24 protein-coding genes are annotated in these 22,186 nt (G+C 35.2%); 6 read left to right on the forward strand and 18 right to left on the reverse strand.

Going from position 1 to position 22,186, the window contains the following annotated elements; translation table 11 throughout:
* The 6 genes from RNZ46_RS04990 to RNZ46_RS05015 all read right to left on the reverse strand — a co-directional run bounded on the left by RNZ46_RS04990 (position 1) and on the right by RNZ46_RS05015 (position 5,659).
* Positions 1–1,245, reverse strand: a complete 1,245-nt coding sequence (locus RNZ46_RS04990; protein ID WP_316984279.1) for an NAD(P)/FAD-dependent oxidoreductase — start codon at positions 1,243–1,245, stop codon at positions 1–3.
* Between the two features lie 20 nt (positions 1,246–1,265).
* On the reverse strand, positions 1,266–1,628 hold the full coding sequence (locus RNZ46_RS04995) for a four helix bundle protein (RefSeq protein ID WP_316984280.1): 363 nt from the start codon (positions 1,626–1,628) through the stop codon (positions 1,266–1,268).
* A gap of 61 nt (positions 1,629–1,689) precedes the next feature.
* Positions 1,690–2,700, reverse strand: coding sequence for a 4-hydroxyproline epimerase (locus RNZ46_RS05000; RefSeq protein ID WP_316984281.1), 1,011 nt, complete (start codon positions 2,698–2,700; stop codon positions 1,690–1,692).
* Positions 2,701–4,284: an aldehyde dehydrogenase (NADP(+)) gene (locus RNZ46_RS05005; protein WP_316984282.1), complete on the reverse strand. Its 1,584-nt coding sequence runs from the start codon at positions 4,282–4,284 to the stop codon at positions 2,701–2,703.
* Between the two features lie 35 nt (positions 4,285–4,319).
* Positions 4,320–4,583, reverse strand: a complete 264-nt coding sequence (locus tag RNZ46_RS05010; RefSeq protein ID WP_316984967.1) for a DUF1272 domain-containing protein — start codon at positions 4,581–4,583, stop codon at positions 4,320–4,322.
* A gap of 149 nt (positions 4,584–4,732) precedes the next feature.
* The gene (locus tag RNZ46_RS05015; RefSeq protein ID WP_316984283.1) at positions 4,733–5,659 is read right to left on the reverse strand and encodes a dihydrodipicolinate synthase family protein; all 927 of its coding nucleotides are present in this window, start codon (positions 5,657–5,659) and stop codon (positions 4,733–4,735) included.
* Positions 5,660–5,854: 195 nt separating this feature from the next.
* On the opposite strand from RNZ46_RS05015, the gene RNZ46_RS05020 reads away from it, so the two are divergent.
* Positions 5,855–6,700, forward strand: a complete 846-nt coding sequence (locus RNZ46_RS05020; protein WP_316984284.1) for an AraC family transcriptional regulator — start codon at positions 5,855–5,857, stop codon at positions 6,698–6,700.
* 142 nt (positions 6,701–6,842) lie between these two features.
* Here the strand turns inward: RNZ46_RS05020 and RNZ46_RS05025 are convergent, their stop codons facing one another.
* The 5 genes from RNZ46_RS05025 to RNZ46_RS05045 form a co-directional block, all read right to left on the reverse strand.
* Complete coding sequence (locus RNZ46_RS05025) at positions 6,843–7,421, reverse strand: PhnA domain-containing protein (RefSeq protein ID WP_316984285.1); 579 nt, start codon at positions 7,419–7,421, stop codon at positions 6,843–6,845.
* Between the two features lie 52 nt (positions 7,422–7,473).
* Complete coding sequence (locus RNZ46_RS05030) at positions 7,474–7,836, reverse strand: MmcQ/YjbR family DNA-binding protein (RefSeq protein WP_316984286.1); 363 nt, start codon at positions 7,834–7,836, stop codon at positions 7,474–7,476.
* A 63-nt stretch (positions 7,837–7,899) separates the two neighbouring features.
* The gene (locus tag RNZ46_RS05035; protein ID WP_316984287.1) at positions 7,900–8,601 is read right to left on the reverse strand and encodes a hypothetical protein; all 702 of its coding nucleotides are present in this window, start codon (positions 8,599–8,601) and stop codon (positions 7,900–7,902) included.
* A gap of 5 nt (positions 8,602–8,606) precedes the next feature.
* Complete coding sequence (locus RNZ46_RS05040; protein WP_316984288.1) at positions 8,607–9,656, reverse strand: leucine-rich repeat domain-containing protein; 1,050 nt, start codon at positions 9,654–9,656, stop codon at positions 8,607–8,609.
* Positions 9,657–9,788: 132 nt separating this feature from the next.
* Positions 9,789–10,256 (reverse strand): hypothetical protein, encoded by a 468-nt coding sequence (locus RNZ46_RS05045; protein ID WP_316984289.1) that lies wholly within the window; start codon positions 10,254–10,256, stop codon positions 9,789–9,791.
* An 82-nt stretch (positions 10,257–10,338) separates the two neighbouring features.
* On the opposite strand from RNZ46_RS05045, the gene RNZ46_RS05050 reads away from it, so the two are divergent.
* Both RNZ46_RS05050 and RNZ46_RS05055 read left to right on the forward strand, forming a co-directional pair.
* On the forward strand, positions 10,339–10,896 hold the full coding sequence (locus tag RNZ46_RS05050) for an RNA polymerase sigma factor (RefSeq protein ID WP_316984290.1): 558 nt from the start codon (positions 10,339–10,341) through the stop codon (positions 10,894–10,896).
* Positions 10,889–11,617, forward strand: a complete 729-nt coding sequence (locus tag RNZ46_RS05055; RefSeq protein WP_316984291.1) for a tetratricopeptide repeat protein — start codon at positions 10,889–10,891, stop codon at positions 11,615–11,617. The genes RNZ46_RS05050 and RNZ46_RS05055 overlap by 8 nt, the downstream gene beginning before the upstream one ends.
* Here RNZ46_RS05055 and RNZ46_RS05060 read toward each other — a convergent pair.
* Genes RNZ46_RS05060 through RNZ46_RS05085 form a run of 6 tightly spaced genes read right to left on the reverse strand, consistent with a single transcriptional unit; the run spans position 11,594 to position 18,451 of the window.
* On the reverse strand, positions 11,594–14,653 hold the full coding sequence (locus RNZ46_RS05060) for a CHAT domain-containing protein (protein WP_316984292.1): 3,060 nt from the start codon (positions 14,651–14,653) through the stop codon (positions 11,594–11,596). The genes RNZ46_RS05055 and RNZ46_RS05060 overlap by 24 nt on opposite strands.
* Positions 14,654–14,712: 59 nt before the next feature.
* Positions 14,713–15,321, reverse strand: a complete 609-nt coding sequence (locus RNZ46_RS05065; RefSeq protein WP_316984293.1) for a DUF4230 domain-containing protein — start codon at positions 15,319–15,321, stop codon at positions 14,713–14,715.
* Positions 15,322–16,071 carry a cyclase family protein gene (locus tag RNZ46_RS05070; protein ID WP_316984294.1) on the reverse strand — a complete coding sequence of 250 codons (750 nt, stop codon included), beginning with the start codon at positions 16,069–16,071 and terminating at the stop codon, positions 15,322–15,324. It lies immediately after the preceding gene.
* 12 nt (positions 16,072–16,083) lie between these two features.
* Positions 16,084–17,268: a radical SAM family heme chaperone HemW gene (hemW, locus tag RNZ46_RS05075; RefSeq protein WP_316984295.1), complete on the reverse strand. Its 1,185-nt coding sequence runs from the start codon at positions 17,266–17,268 to the stop codon at positions 16,084–16,086.
* The gene (gene ruvC, locus RNZ46_RS05080; RefSeq protein ID WP_316984296.1) at positions 17,268–17,822 is read right to left on the reverse strand and encodes a crossover junction endodeoxyribonuclease RuvC; all 555 of its coding nucleotides are present in this window, start codon (positions 17,820–17,822) and stop codon (positions 17,268–17,270) included. The genes hemW and ruvC overlap by 1 nt, the downstream gene beginning before the upstream one ends.
* Positions 17,822–18,451, reverse strand: coding sequence for an outer membrane beta-barrel protein (locus RNZ46_RS05085; RefSeq protein ID WP_316984297.1), 630 nt, complete (start codon positions 18,449–18,451; stop codon positions 17,822–17,824). Before RNZ46_RS05085 ends, ruvC begins: the two co-directional genes overlap by 1 nt.
* A gap of 40 nt (positions 18,452–18,491) precedes the next feature.
* Here RNZ46_RS05085 and RNZ46_RS05090 point away from each other — a divergent pair, with 40 nt between their 5' ends.
* The 3 genes from RNZ46_RS05090 to RNZ46_RS05100 all read left to right on the forward strand — a co-directional run bounded on the left by RNZ46_RS05090 (position 18,492) and on the right by RNZ46_RS05100 (position 21,533).
* Positions 18,492–19,460 carry a lysylphosphatidylglycerol synthase domain-containing protein gene (locus RNZ46_RS05090; RefSeq protein ID WP_316984298.1) on the forward strand — a complete coding sequence of 323 codons (969 nt, stop codon included), beginning with the start codon at positions 18,492–18,494 and terminating at the stop codon, positions 19,458–19,460.
* 2 nt (positions 19,461–19,462) lie between these two features.
* A complete protein-coding gene (locus RNZ46_RS05095) occupies positions 19,463–20,587 on the forward strand; it encodes a glycosyltransferase family 2 protein (protein ID WP_316984299.1) in 1,125 nt (374 codons plus the stop codon).
* Positions 20,588–20,666: 79 nt separating this feature from the next.
* Positions 20,667–21,533, forward strand: a complete 867-nt coding sequence (locus tag RNZ46_RS05100; RefSeq protein WP_316984300.1) for a hypothetical protein — start codon at positions 20,667–20,669, stop codon at positions 21,531–21,533.
* A 174-nt stretch (positions 21,534–21,707) separates the two neighbouring features.
* Here RNZ46_RS05100 and RNZ46_RS05105 read toward each other — a convergent pair whose 3' ends face one another.
* Positions 21,708–22,184: a hypothetical protein gene (locus RNZ46_RS05105; protein WP_316984301.1), complete on the reverse strand. Its 477-nt coding sequence runs from the start codon at positions 22,182–22,184 to the stop codon at positions 21,708–21,710.
* Positions 22,185–22,186: the final 2 nt, after the last annotated feature.

Genomic DNA, 22,186 nt, shown 5'->3' on the forward strand with positions numbered 1-22,186 from the left:
TTAAAATGTTCTATCTGGGTGATAATGGGTTAAATCCAATGACGGTTTACGCTCTGAAATAATTTCAGAAACCAGTTTTCCCGTGGCTGTACCCATGCTCCAACCCATCATCGCATGACCCGCAGCAATGGTTAAATTTTTACATTTTGATGATTTACCAATATAGGGCAAACCATCGGGAGAAACAGGGCGCAAACCACAAGTGGCATGTTTTTTTTCTTCTGCGGTTAAATTGATTTTTGGGTAATATTTTTTAGCGGCATCAGCTATGGCATCAACTCTTGTTTTGTTTATTTTTTGATTAATCCCAGCGATTTCCATGGTGCCAGCAAATCGTGTAAATCCATGCATTGGGGTTACGGCTACCTTGGCTTCGGTTAAAATGGCCGGTATTGATATACGGGTTGAATTGGTTGTATTTATGCTGTATCCTTTTCCCGCTTGAAGCAATAATTTTACTCCTATTTTTTTATTCAAAAAAGCACTCCATGAACCCGCAGCCAAAACAAATTCGTCGGCTTTTAAAACTTGCTTATCCGTTTTAATGGCTGAAATTTTATGGTTTTCAAAGTTAATATCCTCAACCTTTTCATTCCTATAAAAAACAACACCATTAGTTTTTAAATAAGTTTTCATGTCCTCCATAAACTCATGCGGTGTGGTATGCGAATCGCATTTATAATAGGTTGCTCCTTTTACATACATCGTAACATGAGGCTCTAATTGTTTTAATTTTTTAAGATTTAAAACTTGGGCATCCAAACCTTCTTGCGTTGCTAAATTTGCTGTTTTAATTTCAGCTTCTAAAGCTTTATCGGTTTGACAAAGCATGAGCAAACCTTTTTTTTCGTAATGAAATGAAAAATTTTCGTCGCGTTTTATATCATCATATAAATCTTGACTTAACAGCGAAATGGCTTTGATTGTGGGTATAGCTTTCTCCACATGTTTTGCGTTGCAAGATTTGTTGAATGCCAAGGTCCATTTTAGAAAATCTAAATCCAAACGTGGTTTTATATAAAGCGGACTTGATTTATTAAACATCCATTTCAATCCTTTTTTCATCACACCCGGAGCAGATAATGGAATAATATGGCTAGGCGCCAAATAACCGGCATTTATATACGAGGCACCAGAATCTAAATTTGACTGATCGACAATAGTAACTTGATGGCCTTCTTTTTGAAGATAATAGGCCGAACATAAACCGATAATGCCACCACCGATAACTATACAATTTTTCATTGAATTAATGATTAAATGAATTATTTATTACCAGCATTTTTCCTAGCTTTAGATAAAATTTTCACTATTTCTAGAGTTTCTTTCAAAAGTGGATTTAACATGTCTTCTGAAGCAAAATTAGTGTCTTTTAAAACTTCTAACCAAAACAAAGTTTCGTCAGCTTCCTCTACTACAATCGAAATTTTTGAAAAAAACTCTTTTTGAGATCTTGCAATACAGGCTGCTCTATAATTAGCGGCAGTTGAAGTTGCTGAAAGGATAAGTTGCCTACCAATAATTCTGGTTGCCTCTGTTTTTTGAATTTTGTCGTAAAATAAGATAACGTCTACTGCTAATTTTTTAGTTCGTTTTTTTAACGCTTCAACAAACTCAGATTTGTTCATCTTTCAATTGTTTATTTAACTGATTATTTCATTAATTCATTAGTTCATTCTTTCATTGTCTTTAAATCACTTGAAATCCATGTGCATATGGGTCATCTTCATCATCAATAAAAATCGTATTATAACCATATATTTTTGCCCACCCTTGAATGCTTGGAACAATGGCTAATTTACCATCTAAATGGGTTTCTTTTTCAACACGACCAATAAATTTACTGCCTATAAAACTTTCGTGGATAAATGGCTCCTTAAGTTTTAGTTTTCCCTTGGTGTAAAGTTGTGCCAAACGCGCCGATGTACCTGTGCCACACGGGCTTCTGTCGATGGCCTTATCGCCATAAAACACGGCGTTTCTCCCCGATGAATTTGTGTCTATGGGATTTCCCGTCCATAACATATGACTGACATCTTTAATCGTTTCATTTTCTGGATGAACAAAACGATTCGGATACTTTTGGTTGATGCGTTGCCTAACAACTTGGGAATATTGAATAATTTTTGAGGCTGAAAAATCCTGAACTCCCGAAAAGTTTTTCTGCGGATCGACAATGGCATAATAGTTTCCGCCATAAGCCACATCGAAAATAATTTCGCCCAATTCTGGACAATCAACAGATAAATTTTCGGCTGCCAAATAGCTTTTTACGTTGGTTAATTTTACCCAATCTACTTTATTGTTAGTCTGTTTATATTCAATTTCAACCAAGCCAGCTGGTGCTTCCATTCTAATTTTTCCGGGTGTTTTTGGAGTAATCAAGCCCTCTTCAATGGCTATTGTAATGGTACCTATGGTGCCGTGTCCGCACATGGGTAAACAACCCGAAGTTTCAATAAACAGAATGGCAAAATCGTTCTCAGGGTTATGCGGTGGAAACAAAAAACTGCCACTCATCATATCGTGTCCGCGTGGTTCAAACATTAAGCCCTTACGAATCCAATCGTACTCTTTTAAGAAATGTTGGCGTTTTTCATTGATGTTATTGCCAACTAATTTTGGATGTCCTTGGGTAACGACCCTTACCGGATTACCGCAGGTATGTGCATCAATACAAACAAACTTTGTGCGTGCCATTTAGATATTAGCTGTGGTTTTCACACTGTTAACCAATCTGGAAATTCCCAAAGGGTTTTCATTTTTTAATTCGTCTGGAAGCAATTCGTTTGGCCAATCTTGATAACTGAATGGGCGCACCCAACGTTTAATGGAATCTACACCAACGGCTGTAAACCTCGAATCGGTCGATGCCGGATACGGCCCACCATGTTGCATGGACGGACACACCTCAACGCCTGTTGGCACACCATTAAATATAATGCGCCCCACTCTATTTTGTAAGGCATTGACAACATTCGGATATTCTGAAATTTCGTTATCATCAGAAATAATGGTTCCTGTAAGTTGTCCTTCTAATTTCGAAATAATGGTTTCCAGTTGCGCTTTATTTTCACATTGAACGACTAAAGAAAACGGACCAAACACCTCGTGGTGTAATGTGGGGTTGTTTAAAAACGTGTCGCCTTCAACAGTAGTTACAACTTGTCTGGCATAATTGGGCTCTACGCTATCCTCATAACCAGCCAAAACTTGAAGTCCGCTTTGTGCCAACGCATTTTTTTTATTGGTTTGGTAAGCCCCTGCAATATTTGGATGCAGCATGCACGACGGTTCTATTTTTACAATATCTTCGGCTAAATTATTTACAAAATTGGTTAAGCCTTGAGATTTTATCCCAATGATTAATCCCGGGTTGGTACAAAACTGCCCCGAGCCTAATGTAATGGAACCCGCATAAGTTTTAGCAATAGCTTCAGCTCGGTTATGTAATGCTTTTGGCAACAATACAACTGGGTTTATGCTTCCCATTTCTGCAAATACGGGAATAGGTTCGTCGCGTTTTGCCGCTAAATCATAAAGCGCACGACCACCTTTAATGCTTCCAGTAAAACCTACGGCCTTTACTTTTGGATGCTGTACCAAAGTTTGACCAACTTCAATACCGCTACTGTTTAAATTTGAAAAAACGCCATTTGGCATGCCTGTTTTTTCTGCTGCTTTTATCACAGCGGAAGCTACCATTTCACCAGTGCCTGCATGCATAGGATGCGACTTTACAATAACCGGACAACCAGCTGCCAATGCCGCAGCGGTATCTCCACCCGCCGTTGAAAACGCTAAGGGGAAATTTGAGGCTCCAAAAACGACAACGGGACCCAATGCGATATTCATTTTTCTTAAATCTACTTTTGGTAATGGTTCGCGATCTGGTTCTGCGGTATCGATAGATGCCTCTACCCAATTACCTTCCTCAACGTGATTTGCAAAGGCTCGTAATTGCCCTAAAGTTCTACCGCGCTCGCCCATGGCTCTGCCGTTTGGCAATCCACTTTCTGATGAATATACTTCTAATAAATCGTCGCCCAAAGCTTCAATTTCGTTAGCAATTTCTCTAAGGAATGTTGCTTTTGTGGCGCCTGAAATTTTGGAATAGGTTTTAAAAGCTTCTGCAGCTAAATCTGCTGCTTGGTTAACTTCGCTGTTTGAAGCTTCTGTGATGTTCCAATCATTTTCAATATTCAACAACGGATTGAATGTTTTAAACGTTCTGTTTGCTGTGGCCGATAGTTGATTGCCTATATAATTTTTTCCTGTTATCATTTTCCTCCCTTTACCCCTCCTAAAGAGGGCAATTTTTAATTATTAATTCTTTTTAAATGTGCTTTAATATCTACTGGTTTATGAACCGTTTTTGTTGATATTGGATATTTTGCCAATACATTTTCTGGGCGAATGGGGCGTTTCTCAAAACCACCCCCACAGTTTGGGCAAACGTGTTGCAAAACGGTTTCTACACAATTTTTACAAAAGGTACACTCGAAGGTGCAAATCATGGCCTCTTGAGAATCGAACGGTAATGATTTATTACAGTTTTCGCATGTTGGCCTTATTTCTAACATGTTTTTTTTCATTTACTTAAAACATAAAACTGGCCTTAGCAAATAAGCCCGTGTTAGGGATTGAGGCATTTGTTGAAGCTACCCGACGCAGGAGGGAGCGACTGCCGAAAGCCCGACCCCGATTTTTATCGGGGTAACACCCAAATTGTTTATACTAAAGTACTTAAATTTTTATAATTTGGCAGTGTTGGTCGTGCCTTTAACGCGGCTTCAATTACGCTTATTACGTGTTGGCGTTCGTTGCCGTGAAGTGGTAAACGCGGGGCACGAACATTTTCGGTGCCTATGCCTGTATACACTTCGGCGAGCTTGATGTTTTGTACCAATTTTGGGTTTATATCCAACTCTAACAACGGCATAAACCAGCGGTATATTTCGATGGCTTCCTTAATTTTTCCTGCTTTTTGAAGCTCGTAAATAGCAACGGTTTCGGCAGGAAATGCGCATACTAAACCGGCCACCCAACCGTCGGCACCCATAAGCAAACTTTCTAGGGCTATGGTGTCTACGCCTGTCATAATTTTAAGTCTGTCGCCAAAACGATTTTTAATTCGGGTTACGTTTGTAATGTCTCTGGTCGACTCTTTTACTGCCTCGATATTATCGCATTTTAGCAACTCTTCAAACATATCCAAAGTCACTTCAATTTTATAATCCACAGGATTATTATAAATCATTATGGGCAACGATGTGCTGTTTGCCACGGCTTTAAAATATTCTACGGTTTCGCGGTCTCCAGATTTATAGCGCATGGGCGGCAGCAGCATTAATCCTGTGGCACCGTCTGTTTCGGCTTTTTGTGCTGCTGCGATAGCGGCCTTTGTTGATTGTTCGGCAACATTAATTAAAACAGGAACTTGCCCTTTAACCATATTTACCGTTGTTTTAGTTAGTGTACTTTTTTCTTCATCTAATAAAGTACTTGCTTCTCCTAATGTGCCACCAAGTACAATACCGTGTACGCCGGCATTTAATTGTGCTTTAATGTTGGTTTCGAACATTTTTAAATCCAAAGTATCACCATCTGTAAACTTTGTTGTAACTGCTGGCATGATGCCTTCCCATTTTAAACTCATTGCTTAACGATTTATTTTTTATCAAAATTAAAGCTTGTTTGGTTTGATTGATAATATGTGTTTATCCAAAATATATATTATATTATCCTATTATTGATTTTAAATTATGACTTAGAGTATTATTTATGTAATTTTATCCACTTTATCTCTATCAAGCCATCGCTTAAAAGGAGAGAAAACAAAAAATAATTAAAATTGAAAGTTTTACCTTTTAAAATACCGAAACCAGAAAACGATGCCTTTATTTTTCAGGTCGATTATGCCGATGCCTTTTACGATAAATTGCACCAGCATGAAGAGATACAAATCAGTTTTATTGTTGAGGGCGAAGGCACTTTAATTGTTGGCGATACCATAAATGATTATACAAAAGATGATATTTTAATTATTGGCAGCAATATTCCGCATGTATTTAAAAGCGATTTGAATGCTTCGGGCGCATCGCACATGCTGTCGTTGTTTTTTACCAAACAATCTTTTGGGCTTCATTTTTTTGAATTGGATACCTTAAATGAATTGGGACTTTTTTTTAAGCGTGCCAAACATGGTTTTAAAATAACATCGAAAAAAAATCGGTTTAAAGAATTGTTTTTTGAAATAGAAAAAGTGAGCAAATTGAATCGGTTTATTATTCTGCTTCAGCTTTTAAAATTGGCTTCAATCTGTAACTATAAAAGTTTATCTTCATTTATTTATGATAAAAAATATTCGGATAACGAAGGTCACAGAATGCGAAATGTATTTACGTACACCATGGATAATTTTGAAAACGACATCACTTTAAACACCATTGCCGAAGTTGCAAACATGACGAAGAATGCCTTTTGTAAATACTTTAAAAAGCGGACTAATAAAACCTATATCCAGTTTTTAAATGAACTGCGGTTGGAGCACGCTTGCAAGCTTTTGCTATCAAACAAAGATTTAACAGTCTCTGAGGTTGCCGAAAAATCGGGGTTTAACAACATGTCTAATTTTAATAGGCAGTTTAAGGTGGTTAAGAAGGTGAATCCTTCGGAATACCGGAAACAGAATTTGTAGAAATGAAAGAAAAATATATTAATACGGTATTAATAATTTCGCTGATTATTACCCTAATTGGCATTGTTACGGGGAAATACCTTTTTATATTTTTGTTAGTTCCTCTAGGATTTGGTTGGTTTAAAAGGAAAGACAGAAAGGATTAAATTTTCTTTACATAATCGGTAATAATAACAATTTGCTGCGCACCAACTTTACCCTCGATATATTTATCGTTATCTCTATCTAAACGAATGTTTCTTACGGCAGTGCCTTGTTTTGCCACCATACTCGAGCCTTTTACTTTTAAGTCTTTGATTAATACTACCGAATCTCCCGCTTCTAAAATAACACCGTTAACATCGCGGTGTATTATTTTTTCGCTTTCGTCTTCGCCTTCGCCCGTGGCTTTGGCATATTCCAAAACATCGTCTTCCAAATACATCATATCCAATAAATCTTGCGGCCAACCTTCACTTTTTAATCGGTTTAACATTCTCCACGCCACTACTTTTACCGCTTGATGCTCGCTCCACATACTATCGTTTAAACAGCGCCAATGATTGGCATCGGTAGTTTCAGGGTTGTTTATTTGAGAGATACACCTGTTGCAAGCCAATAAACTGCCGTCGACTCCCGCGGTCGAAACTGGTGGCACTTCGTAAATCTCTAAATTTTCGGTCGCGGCGCATAATTCGCAGGCATTATTACTTCTTTGTTTAAGTGTATCTAATAAACTCATAGTATTTTACTTTTTGCAATAATACAGCTTAAAAGCGCATTAGGCAAATATGTTACTTTAGTGAGTCTTGAAGTTTTTTAGGCAGGGTTTTTAAAACCATATCATAAGAATGATCGATGAGCTTTAAAACGAATTTGGTTTCAAGTTCACCCTCATCAATATATACCGTATTCCAATGTTTTTTGCTCATGTGATACCCGGGGCGGATGCTGCTGTATTGTGCACGTAATTCTTCTGAGTAATCGGGGTCTCCTTTTAAATTGATAGCGGATTCGCCTTTCTCCCAGCTATCCAACCCTGTGAGCACAAACATTTTACCGAGTACTTTAAACACCAAAACGTTATCGTCGAAAGGAAATGCTTCAGAGGTTCCTTTTTTGTTTAAACAGTATTCTCGGAGTTGTTCGATGTTCATAAAAAAACACGTTTAATATATGTGGATGTAAACGTGTTTAAAACTACTGAATTTTATGCCCATTTAAAAATACTTCCCAATCCATTTACAGTTTGGAATACCTTCTACATTGGATACCGACACTTTATCTGGAAAAGACGCCATAACATTTGGGTCGGTTTTATAAATGCTTTCAATTTTATACTCAATAAAATTATAACCGGCTTTTAAGTCTAAATTATAATTGAAATTAATTTTTGCATCACCTTTTTCCAGCATTTGCGTTTGTGTGCACTCGCCGTTATATTGAAATGGTTTTGCTACATAAATCAATTCGAAATAAGATCCTAAAATGGGTTCTACATATGCTGGGTCTTCTATCCAAGGCACCATTTTTTCATCCGAAACTGCAAAAACAACTCCTACATAACGCTTGTCTGTGGTCCAAAGCGATAAAGCGCCTGTATCAAAAGAAGTAATAATAGTTATGTTTGAATTTATTTCTGAACTGTTATCGCAAACATCAAAAAGCGTATAAGCTAAATCCGATATAAAAACTGCTTTAGTTTCTTTTGACAATTCTGGAAGTGCTTTGGGAACTTCAAAATCAATAGCTCCGGTTTTCGACATGGTTCCTATTTTTACAGGCTTTTCCATACCAAAAGGCATTATCATGACTTCTACATCTAAACTTCCAAATTGGTAGTTCTCAATTTTTGGGTTGGATTGTGAGGGTGCAAAATTGAAAACAAATATGGAAACCATTAATAATAGTAGTTTTTTCATGGGATTTAGTTTTTAATGAATTTGATGGTTTGCGTTTTATTCGCTTCGGAAATAATATTTAAAAAATAAAGTCCTTTGGATAAGGTTGAAACATCTAAAGAGACTATTAAAGTGTTTTGATCTTGTTTTAAAACCAACTGCCCAACCTCATTGAATACTTTCAATTTAAGATTGCCCGAAAATGAATTTTTAATAACTAATTTATTGGTTACAGGATTTGGATAAACCGATATATTATCCCTATTTAAAGCTTCATCAAGTGATAAGGAACAGGTGCTACGCTCTTGTATGGGATTAAAATCTTGCCAAACCGCTGCAGCTTGATATAATTCTGCGCTACAAGCAGGAACAGTTAAAGTACATTCGGGTTGATTAACATTGCCAAACACAGAAGCATCAATCGCCAATGGTGTGGGAATTCTACAATCTACCAATGTTAAACTCGTGCAAGAACTAAAAGCATTTACTCCAATTGAAGTCACAGCATTTGGTATAGTCACAGACGGTAAACTTGTACAATTACCGAAAGCACTTTGTTCAATAGATGTAACGGAGTCAGGAATTGTTACAGAGGTTAAACTAGTACACACAAAAAAAGTGTACATTCGAATGGTAGTAATGCCATCTGGTATGGTTATAGATGGTAAACTAATACACCCCATAAAAGCAGAGTGACCGATTGAAGTCACCGAACTTGGAACATTAATAGAAGTCAAACTTGTACAATTACTAAAAGCACTATCTCCAATGGTAGTGATAGAATTAGGAAGTGTAACAGAGGTCAAGCCATTACAATTATAAAATGCAACACCACGAATTGCTGTTACCGCATAAACCACTGAAGCATAGGTGACGGTTGAGGGGATTACAATGTCACCCGAGTACTGCCCATTGTTGCCCGATACCGCAACATTGGTGGTGTTAGGAATTATATAATACTCAATTCCATCTACATTAAAATCTTCGGCAGCGGCAATACCGAAATTTAATATAGCAATTATTACGAATAATTTTTTAATCCAAAATGAGTTTCCGGTGATTAATTCTGGTTTCATGATTATATTTTTTGATGGTTAATGACTAATAATAAAGGCGTTTTGTCGGATTTGAGTATTTCCACTTTTTAGAAAGAGGCATTTAAACTAAGCACTTTAGGTGTTCTCAAAACATCCCATTTTATTTTGAGGTTACAGTGCTTTAAAAATGAGTTGCAATTTATCAACTTCCTCCACTTTAAATTTAGTCTTGTTAATTGCCACGATACGCCCTGGTTGAAACATGTCGCCTGGTATAAACATATCACCTGGAATGAACATGTCTCCGGGCAGAAACATGTCACCCGGTAAAAACATATCACCAGGGATAGCTTTTACACTTGTGTACATGGTTAATTCCGCTCCCTGGTTTAACCTAATTAAACTTCCATCTACCCTATATTCACCATTTAACAACCCCAAGTAGAACTTACTTTCTGGGTGTTTTTCAAATATTGATTTTAATTTTTGCCGCTCGTAAAGCTCGAATGCATCAATGTCATTAGATTTTTTATTGACCACAAAAACAACTTTTGTGAATTTGGAATTAGGTTTTTGCGAAAAGGAATGCTGAAAAGTAAGCGCCATAATTAAAACACCTACAATAAATTTAGTTTTCATTTTGATTTGATTTAGAATGATTTATATTTAGTGAAAGAAAAATCATAAATGTTAACAACTTCTCTAAAAAAAATTAAATTCTATGGAACAACATTTTGTTGATGCATTGAAAATCAATGATGAAGCTGTTATAAAAACACTTTATTACGACAACAGAGATGCATTTTTGGGTTTTTCGAAGACGTTTAATATCGATGCATGTGATGCCTTGGATATTTATCAAGAAGCATTTTTAGCCATTAGAAAACATGCAATTTCCGGAAAACTATATCATATTAACAGTAGTTTTAAAACCTATCTTTTCGGTATTGGTAAACATCTTATTTACAAAAAACTAAAAGAATATGCCAAAAAACAACCTTATAATCCTCAATTACACAAGGAACAAACGGACTATGACGAAATTATTATAGAACCCACTAATAACCTCACACCCCAGCAAGAATTGCTTCAGCATTATTTTAAACAATTAGGTGAAAGTTGCCAGCAAATGTTAACATTGAGCTTTTTTAGAGGACTAACTAATGATGAAATAGCAACTTTAAAAGGTTATGATAGTGAGGCCGTGGTGCGCAGTCAGAAATCACGATGCCTGAAAACATTGAAAAACCTAATAAAATCTCCCCTTAATCATGATTGACGAAACACTCATAGAAAAATATTTTTCTAAGCGGTTAACCACTGAAGAATCTAAAGAATTTGAAAAACGTTATAATTCTGATGGTCAATTTAAAAAGCAAGTGGATTTTTTAATGGATTTAAAATCGGTAACTGAATTTGAAGACGATGCACAGTTTAAAAAACAATTAACGGCTTACGAAACAGAAATCACACCACAGCAAAAACGCTCTACCATAAAATGGCTAAAACCCTTAATTGCAGTCGCAGCACTGGTTATTGTTGCTTTAAGTGTCAATTTTTTATTGAATAAACCTGTTAATGAAGACACACTATTTTCAACCTATTTTGAAGTTTCAAAAAACGTAAGTGTACCTATTGTACGTTCGAATAACAATGATAACATTTTAAACCATGCATTTAGTGCTTACAGTGCAGAAGATTACAATCAAGCCATTTCACTGTTTGAAAAGTCTTATCAAAATTCCAATAATTCAGAATTATTATTCTATCAAGGAAATGCATATTTAGCTTTAGGTAATGCAGAACGTGCAATTTCAAAATTCAAAAAACATCTTACCTATACCGATGCATTGACGCACCGCTCCCATTGGTTTTTAGCGCTCGCCTATTTAAAATCAAAACAACCTGAAAACACCATTAAAGAATTAAAAACAATTCTCAATTCGAATGACTCCTTTAAAAAAGACGAGGCCAAATCACTTCTTAAAAAACTGGAATAATCGTTTTCTAAAAAAAACCATAGTAATCATGGGCAGAATAAACAGATAAGCCCAATATTTTTGTGTTTCTAAAAGTGCATCGGTATTGCCTGACAACACAAAACCCGACCAATAATAAGGGTGCTTTAAAAGTTCGTCTTCAGTGTTCTTTAAATAGTCTAATTTGGCATTTTTTAGAGCTTCGTCTTTGGTTTCACCGAGCTTTAAGTGCGCATAAAAATAAGTCATTATTTTGGCTGTAGCTTCATCATCTACTTCCCATAAACTCATTACCGTACTGGGTATACCAGCGTAATTAAATGCTCTGGACAAACTTATTACACCTTCGCCATTTTCATAAAATCCACTACCAGTATCGCAAGCGCTTAGCACAACCATATTTGCGCTTAAGCTTTCGTTATAGAGCTCGGAAATAAACAGTTTATTATCATTTTCGCCATAAAAATCTAATGCGGAAAACTCTGGATGAACCTCATCAATTTTAGAGTGCATTGCCAAATGCAATACATTAAACTCATTGGCATTAATAACAAAATCTGCCTTTACGGCATTTAAAAACTTTGTTCCATCAAAAATTGAAAGAATAGCGTTTATTTCATTAGAAACTTGGGGCAATTCTAACCGATTATTCGACGCAGAAAATGCACCAATATTAACATTAGCGAATGTTGATGGTGTCCTTTGTTGTTCTTGAAACAGCAACAATGACGGCGCATAACCAATTAAAGGCAAAGCCTCGTTAAACATGAGTGTTTCAAACGGAAAGTAATGCAAAGCGCCATCGGGAATAATCGTTAATCTTTTAAAGTTCTGATATTCCAGGTCACCCAACAATAAAACGCTCATTTCCTGTAAAAATGGTTGGTAATGTGCTGCACGTTGTTTTAGTGCATTTAAACTGGTTTTTAATGTGTTTAAAACTTTGGTTTTCTCTATTACCGATACTATATTAATTTGAGTTTGTGTTATTAAAAACGAATACAAATGTTCATCGGTAAAAATATATTTTAGTAAACCTTCTTCTTTTTTTAAGGTATTTTGGATGCTTGCAATATCAAAAGCCTGAACGTTTAATTGGTAATAGGCTTTATTTTGAAACCTGATGGAGTCTTGAATTGTAGATAAACTATTTTTTAACTCGTAAACTTTAGCCTTCCACAGGGCAACTTTATCATCCGAATTTTCTTGAAGATTCACTAAGGCTTTCTGATAGAAGTTTAATTGTGCATTGATATTTTCTTCTTGGGCAATAAGATTTTGTGGAATGTTTAATTGCTGACGCTGGTTGTTAAACACAAATTTAGACCATGTTAATTTTGAACCGTTATTTTCAATACTATTTAAGGTTTTTACTAAAAAACGCGTGTTGTTTATCGGTTCTAATGCTACTTTTAATAGGCGTTCGTTTATCGAATTATAATGTGTAAACAAGCTTTCGTTATAGCGTTGCCCCAAATACAATTGATGGTATATTTCTGAAGCTAATAAATAACGATGTTTTGCTTTTTCTAGATTTACTGCAGATGGATTGTTTTTATAAAGTTGAAAATAAAAATCTCCCATGCCTAAAAAGCCATCAATGGTTTCAAATGAAATTAATGGTTTTAGGTCTTCAATTTTTAATTTTTCTATATTTTTATTGGAGTTATTTAACATGTTAAAAGCATCATCAAAAAAGCGCTGAGCCTGTGTTTCTTGATGCATCATTTGTGCTGCTTTACCACTTAACACAGCCAACTTAAACTGGTTTGATATTTCTTTAAACACATTTAAAGTGCGTAAATCTTTAAGCAACAAAGCAGCTTGGGCATATTTTTTAGACTGAAACAGCAACTCTGCTTTATACAATTGAAAAACAAATGGTTTGGTGTAAAAAACAGCTTTATATTTATTCTGAATATTTATAGCTTTATTTAAATAATCAAGTGCTTTTTCAGGGTTTGAATCCTTTATTAACGACGCATAAAACTTTAACGTAGAACTTAATGTATTGACTTCGAATTTGAGTAATTTACTATTGGAGTCAACAGTTTTTATTATTGTATCTGCATAATAAACAGTTTTGGCACTATCTTTTTTCCGAAAGTAATGAAGCATTAAGTCGTACCATCTTGATAATTTATCTTCATAAATGTCCTCTTTGTTATTTAAAAGCCCATTGATTTTGGTGGTTTGCGCCTGGGCTCTTATTTTATCTTTCTTTAAAATATACGCCTCGGCTTTTTCAAAATCACCGTAATAGGAATACCAAAAAAACAAATTGCCATAACAAGTGTATAAATATCTTATGCTCTCATCGTCATTCAATTGTTCCCAAATGGTCTTTGCTTTTAAGAGTGATTCTAATTCCTTTTTCCTTAAACCCAAATATCTATATTCAACAGATATATTATTGTAAGCTTGGGCCACATCTGTGTTGTTTTCTCCTATAATGTATTTGTATAAGTCGAGTGATTTTTGATAGTTATTAACCGCCTTAGAATAGTCTCCCAGTTTACTGTGAATAAAACCGATATCATAAATTAAATCTACGAAAGTTTTATCGTTAGTTGTAAGCGTATCCTCTAAAAACCCGTACCCTAATTCGGCTTGTTCCAAAGCATGTTTCCAATTGCCCAAATAAGCTGTTTGATGATAAATACGATTTTGTAATTGATATTGAAACATGCGGTCTGGATGTTCCACATTTATATATAAATCCCTAGCTTTTATGGCGTATTGTAATGCGCTGTCTAAGTAACGTTCCCGTGTTATTTTGGTAATTGCTCTATCCGGGTTATGGTAATCGTAACTTTTAAATTCTAAACGAGAAGAGTTAGTGTGAAAATATTTGGCCTTGAGATAAGTTCGATACGCTTTTGGAGCCTTAAGCTGCGTTTTTATAGCACTATCTCGTACGGTAATGGCTTGGTCATATTCACCTTCGTTATGTAGTGAATCTGCCAGAATTGTTAAGTTGTCTTTTTGATAAATACTTTGGGAATTGCCAAAATAAAAAAACAGAACAATAAAGCAAATGAAAGGATAGCGCTTCATTTTATTGGTTAATTTTCTTTAAATTTAAGCAATTTGCCGATGAATCTATATGTCCTGATTTATTTTAATAACTTTTTGTTTTCTCCCTCTAGTTTCAAAGCCGAATAATCCAAGGTCCAACCGATGGTTTCAACAATGGTTTCAATAAGTAAAATGGCATCCAAGGCTTCCTTTTGCGCAATTTCAATTAAACCACTTTCTGGAATCTTATCTTTAATGTGTTGTTTAGATTCGGTTTGTAATCCGGTTAAATCTGCTGCTTCAAACTTATTAAAATAGCCATCCGATTTATCGTAATAATTCAAATTGGTTTCTATAGATAGTACTTCGGGCTGCGGAAAATGTTCTAAGATAATTTTCTTTTTGTCCTTATCGGGTCTCAGCTGAATTTTTTTCAAATCGTAGCCCACATAGGCTTTGGCATTAATAACCACCAATGCCTTTTTTTTGCTTGATATGAGTTTTAAAAACCGTTGTTTAACATCTTGATAATGATAAATTTCTGCAAAATCGCCTTCAACGGTTATAAATTTACAAACGGTTTTTACTTTATCTAAAAGCAGTACCGATTGGGCATTTACCAGTTGTTTTTTCTTTAGCGATTTCAAATATGTAACCACCCCTAAACTGACTAAAACCCCAACAATGATTCCTAAAAATGCTTCCATTTAATCTATAATTTTATACAAAATAGGCTTGCTCGGTGTGGCATCATTCTCGATAGGTGCGATTTGCAGGTTTAAAAAATAAGTACCATCGTTAACACGGTTTGGCACAAAAATCAACTCGGTAATGGTTGCGTTTAACCTTAGTTTACCTTTTGTATTCCAAAACGCATGGTGCGCCAATAATTGGCAATCATCCTTTTCTTTATCTATACTTGGTAAATCTATAAGTAAATGTTTTACACCTTTTTCTCGTAAATAAATAGCGGCATCTTCCAATAAATACGGTGGGTTGGTGTGCGAATATTGTGCCGATAATTTTTCGTTTGTATTAGGAATCGTTCTTAAAATAATAGCATCGCGTTTTTTATTGCCAATGCCAAATTGCAATTGTTTTTTAGATATTACAAAATCGCCGTTTAACATTTCTGGTGCAACGGTAAGGACTTCGGCATAAAAGAAAAACTGCTTTAAATTTTGATTTATTGAATGCACTTTTTTTAAAATATGTCCCACACATTCGGTATGCGTTCCGTGGGCATGCGGATTAAAATGGATATTATTAAAATTAATGCAAGCGCCTTCTTTTACAGCGGCAATCCACTCACCATCGGTTGCCGGTTCTATTTTTGGAGGTTCAACATACCACGCATTTACGTTGTCTTCCGAGGCTCGTAAAGGCATAGAAATATCTATGGGTTGTGTTAAATCTATTTTGTGTTTTTTTGATTTGTATTGAATTGTTGCGATCATATTCAAATATAATCAAATCATAAACAATTCCGAAGCCATCCCATCAACTAAAAATTTTCCTTTTGGGGTGGTTGTTAATCTAAAGTCATTTTGAGATGTTTGCGAGGAAGTAATCTCTTCAAATATAACATCCTGCGATGCAACATTAGCAATAACAACCAAACCTTTTTCTATATATTTTTCCGAAGTGTTTTTTAAATGTATTAGATATTCTTTACCAAAATCGGCACCAACTTTATTTAAAGACACGCCCCAAATGGTTCGTAAACCCGTCATTATATATTCGTTGTATTGATCTTTAACAGATAGGATTTCAACCGTATTTGGCAACTCGTTATTTTGAATGGATTGTATGTATTTTGAATTATTTGATACATTCCAACTACGCTGATTCTTACTGAATGAATGCGCCGAAGGCCCAATGCCTATGTACGGTTTCCCTTGCCAATAACTGGTGTTGTGTTTTGAAAAATAGTTGGGTTTACCAAAATTGGAAATCTCGTAGTGCACAAAACCCTGCGCATTGGTTTTTTCTATTAAATGATTAAAATGCTGCAGTGCCAATTGCTCGTCGATGGGCGGATAAGTGCCTTTTTTTATAAAAGCATCCAAAGCCGTTTTTGGTTCGACGGTTAAGGCGTAGCTCGAAATATGGTTGACGCCAAAACTAAAAGCAATATCTAAATTATCCTTCCATTTCTCTAAACTCATATTGGGAATGCCGTAAATTAAATCGATGGTGATGTTATCGAAATGGCGCGTCGCTTCCTGTAAACACGCTTTGGCTTCATGAGCATTGTGGGCACGATTCATACTTTTTAAATCATCTTCAAAAAACGATTGAATACCGATGCTTAAACGGTTGATTGGTGTATTTGATAATTCAAGTATTCGATTATTTATTAAATCGTCTGGATTTGCTTCTAAAGTGATTTCCGGATTTTCAATGACCGAATAGTTTTTATAGACCGTTTCAATAATCAATAATAATTCATCTATAGACAATAAACTTGGTGTGCCACCTCCAAAATAAATGGTTTCGACAGATTGATTTTTAAGCTCGTCTTTACGTAGTTCCAATTCTTTTACCAAAGATTGAATCAATTCATTTTTCTTCTTTAATGAAGTAGAAAAATGAAAGTCGCAATAAAAACAGGCTTGTTTACAAAATGGAATATGGATGTAGATACCTGCCATTATTTTTTTACTCGAGATTCATTCTGTTTTACAAAAGCACTCCATCCCGAATAACTTTTACCAATCGTTACTTTACCTGAGTTATAGAAATGGCAAACGGCAGCCGCTAAGCCATCAGTGGCATCTAAATTTTTAGGCAAGGTTTTTAATCCCAATAAGCTTTGAAGCATTTTAGCAACTTGTTCTTTACTGGCATTTCCGTTGCCCGTGATAGCCATTTTTATTTTTTTAGGCAGATATTCTGTGATGGGTATTTCTCTACTTAAACCCGCAGCCATAGCCACACCTTGTGCCCGCCCCAACTTAAGCATGCTTTGTACATTTTTGCCAAAAAACGGGGCTTCAATAGCTATTTCGTCTGGGTTGTGCGTATCGATAAGTTCGATGGTACGCTCAAAAATAAGTTTCAATTTTAAATAATGGTCGCTGTATTTTTTTAAATCCAACTCATTCAATTGGATAAATTCCATGTTTTTTCCAACCACTTTTATGAGTCCGAAACCCATAATAGTCGTCCCGGGATCGATGCCTAATATAATTTTTTCTTTGCTCATTAATCGCAATATTGACAACCACTAAGCGAAATAGATGCGCCAATAGTTAAGGTTAATAGGTTTCCGTTAAACGATCCGAATCCGCTGGAAACAGGGTTAAAATCTTTTCCAAATCCCAAAATATAAGAGGCGTCAAAATACACCGAAAGCTTATCCGAAACACCATAATGAAACTCAATGCCTGCCATTGCGTTTAAAAACGAGGTGTCGTTTTGGGTATAATTTCCCAAAGGCTTAATGCTTGTAAAACCAGGGCCGGCGTGTAGAAACGTACCCATGCGCTGTGGCAAAAAGCTAAATAAACGCGTAGCATCGTAAACCAATTGCGCATTGAGCCGTGTATAATTTATTTTAAATTCTGCTGTGTTGTCCAAATTTGAAAAACGGTTGTAACCAAAATCCAATTTCGCGCCCCATTTTGGTTTAAACATATATTGAACACCTAAATTTATACTCGGAAAATTTACAGATTTAGCTTCAAAATTAGTTACAAAACCATTGGCCGACGGACTATTAACGCCCAATGCAAACTGCGCTTTAACCGTGCTAGTATCAGATTGTGAAAACGCAAAAAAACTATAACAAGTAAAGAGTACTGAAAATAATATAGGTTTAAATTTTAGAGGCATAAAATAATATTGGTTTAATTTGCTGTACCCTTTTATAATTATGAATAAAACGTTGCCATACAAAACTAAGCAATTCTTTTTTGTGCTGATTAAATTAAGTATTGTACTTGCCGCCTTTTATTTTATTTATAATAAACTAACAAATAACGATGGTTTACAATTTTCCGATTTTGTCGACTTTCTATCAAGAAACAACATATTTACGCTAAAAAACATCATTTTATTACTTTTTTTAAGCATTTTAAATTGGTTTTTCGAAATTCTAAAATGGAAGGCATTAGTGTCGTTTGTTAAAAAAATCACTTTTAAAAATGCTCTCGAACAAAGCTTAGGCGCCTTAACAGCCTCGTTATTTACACCAAATAGAATTGGCGAATATGGTGCAAAAGCCATCTATTATTCAGCTAATTTTAGAAAACCTATCGTACTCATTAATTTATTGAGCAACGTACTACAAATGGCCGTAACAACTATTTTTGGAGTGATAGGCTTGTATTTTTTTACAACTATTTATCCCATAAATTTCAATTATCACAAACTGGTAAGCATCTTATTTATTGGTTTAATACTCGTGTTGTTAATAGGCTTTGGCTTTAAAAAGAGTAAGCTCAAAATAAAAGGGGTTTCCTTAAAAAAAGTAAAGCATTTCATTTTAAAATTTCCTAAAGAAAAAATCTGGATTGGGTTTATGTTTTCGCTATGGCGATACCTTATATTTTCATATCAATTTTACTTTTTATTACAACTTTTCGAGATTGAAATTCCATATTTTAATGCCATGGTAATCATTACATCTATGTATGTGTTGGCATCCGTTATTCCATCTATTTTTATTTTTGATGTGGTTATAAAAGGAAGCATCGCCCTATATTTGTTTGCGTTCATCAACGTAAACGAACTCACTATTTTAAGCATTATTACCACGATGTGGCTGTTAAATTTTGTATTGCCAAGTGTATTTGGAAGCTATTATGTGCTCAATTTTAATCTACCAAAAACCGAAGATTAATTATGGTTTTAATCAGTATTATTGTAACACTTTTGTATTTACTTTTAATAGGGAGTTTTGTTATTGGATTTGATAAAATTCCTGTTTTTAAGCTGAAGGATCTTAAATCAAAAACCACCTTTTCCGTAATTATTCCTTTTAGAAATGAAGCTGGAAATTTACCAAATCTACTAGCTTCAATTGATGCTTTGGAATACCCGAATCATTTACATGAAGTTATTTTTGTTGATGATGAATCGGATGATGAGTCCGTTAATTTAATTATGAGATTTCTCACTAATGTTCGAAATGACATCAAAGTAATTTCAAACAAAAGAGCATCAAATTCACCAAAAAAAGACGCGATAACCACAGCTGTAAAACAGGCCAAAAACGACTGGATTTTAACCACCGATGCCGATTGTATTTTGCCCAAATATTGGTTGGATAGTTTTGATGAATGTATTCAAACCACAACAAGTAAATGCATTGTAGCTCCCGTAATTTTCCATGTTAAAAGCGGGTTTTTAAATCGTTTTCAACTACTCGATATGTTAAGTTTACAAGGTGCTACCATGGGCGGCTTTGGCATTAAAAAACCCTTTTTGTGCAATGGTGCCAATTTCGCATATCAAAAAGAGCTATTCGAAACATTAAACGGATTTGACGGCAACAAAAACATAGCCAGCGGCGATGATATTTTTCTGTTGGAAAAGGCTGTAAAAAAACACCCTGAAAACGTAACCTATTTAAAATGCGAACAAGCTATTGTAACCACAAATGCACAACCAAATTGGAAGGCTTTAAAAGCACAACGCATTCGGTGGGCCGCAAAAACAAGTGCTTACAACAACCTGTTTGGAAAGCTAACAGGCGTAATGGTGTTCCTCATAAATGCTTTGATTATTTCGCTTTTACCTTGGGTTTTACTAAAGGTACTCAGCATTAAAATCTTTGTTTATCTTTTAATAATCAAATTTAGTATCGACTATTTATTGATTTTTAAATCGGCTTCATTCTTTAACCAAAAGCAGGTTTTAAGCACTTATATTTTTGGGTTTCTGCTCTATCCTTTTTTTAGCGTTTATATCGCTTTAATTTCGTTATTTAAAGGTTACAAATGGAAAGGTCGGGATTTCAAAAAATAAATACGATTGATTTATTTTTAGTAATTTTACATAACTGTGCTGTGCACTGTTTGCATATAACCCAATATCTTAAAAACCTATGAAAAAGATTCTTTTTTTACTTGTGTTAACCACATCATATTTATCCCTATCCGCACAACAACAATTCACGATTAACGGAAAAAACTACGAGCTTAAAACCGCCGCTGAGGGCCATTTGGATTTACTGTGGAATACCATCGACAAACAATTTAGGTACTTTGTTAAAACCAGCGATGGCACTATTTCGGAATTACTCAACACCAAAAATTCAAACAACAACTTCAACGAGGAATACAAAACACAGCTTAAAAAACTAACCGAAAATGCCCCTGTTTCCATAAACAATTTAAAATTCACATTATCCAGTTTATCGCAGTTCGTAAAACAGTACAATACAGCCATGGGAGACTTGGCGCAAACAGATAAAAAACCAACACTTAAATCGCGTTTGGGACTTTATGGCGGTATTACAAACCATCCTTTTGTAAGCAACCCCAACAACACCACAGTGCCTTTTTTTGGTGCAGAACTCGAAATAACATCATCGCTTAAAACCTCGAGGCATGCTGGTTTTTTTAGTGTCGAACATGCTTTGGACCATACCGATTTTAAATACACAAGCACACAACTCGCTTTGGGCTACCGATACCGATTTATTAACAAACCAGGGTTTAACATTTACGGCAATGCCCTTTTGGCTACTTATAATTTTTCAAAAAGTACCGTTGAAATAATCGGTTTGCCTCACGAAGTTGTCAAAAACTCGACCTTTAAAACACCGTTTGCCTTTGGCTTGGGAGCCGATATAAAAACGGGAAATACAGGTTTTATCACCTTAGCTTACAACAATTTATTTGCCGTTTTTGTAGATAGCAACAAGCATTTTCCGGTCCATTTTGCCGCTGGCTACAAGTTTAATTTATAGTATAATTTATCTTAAAAAAGGTCGTTGGGTTACAAGTTTTAGGGCGTTACCCTGCGGGTCGGGCTTTACGCTGCAAGTCCTCGCACCAAAAAAGGTGCTGTGGGCTTTCCGCTGCAATCCCTAACGCACTATCCGCCATGTTCATTAACCAAATCCAAAACGGTATTATGTCTGCTAATTCACTTTAATAATTATGGGCAATTGAAATTCTGTGGTCACTTGCTGTCCGCGTTTTGAGGCCGGAAAAATTTTAGGGAGCGAATCCAGACTTTGGGTAAGTAAACTTTTAATATTCGGGATTTCGGCAACGGTTGCCGCATCTATTTTGGCATCCATTAATTTTAAATTCCCCGTTTCAGACACCTGAAAATTCAATACAATAGTATCGCTAATATCTTTAGTAACAATAATAATTTCATCCTGTAAAAAACCAGAAATATGAGTCGTTAAAACCTGCTGAAAACAAGCTTTCTTTTCTTCATTAAGTGTTAAAGAATCACAGACAGAAAAGCTCGGATAGGCATCAACATCGTTCCAATTAAAAGTTTGCAATTCTTCTTTTAAAATAGCCTCAGAAGATGTTTTTTTTACCTTAAAATACTCGCAAGATGTTAGCGTTAAAATAAATAGAAAAACACAAATTTGCCTCATGG

Origin of the sequence: Hwangdonia lutea, assembly GCF_032814565.1 — a bacterium.
GTDB classification, from domain to species: Bacteria; Bacteroidota; Bacteroidia; order Flavobacteriales; family Flavobacteriaceae; genus Hwangdonia; species Hwangdonia lutea.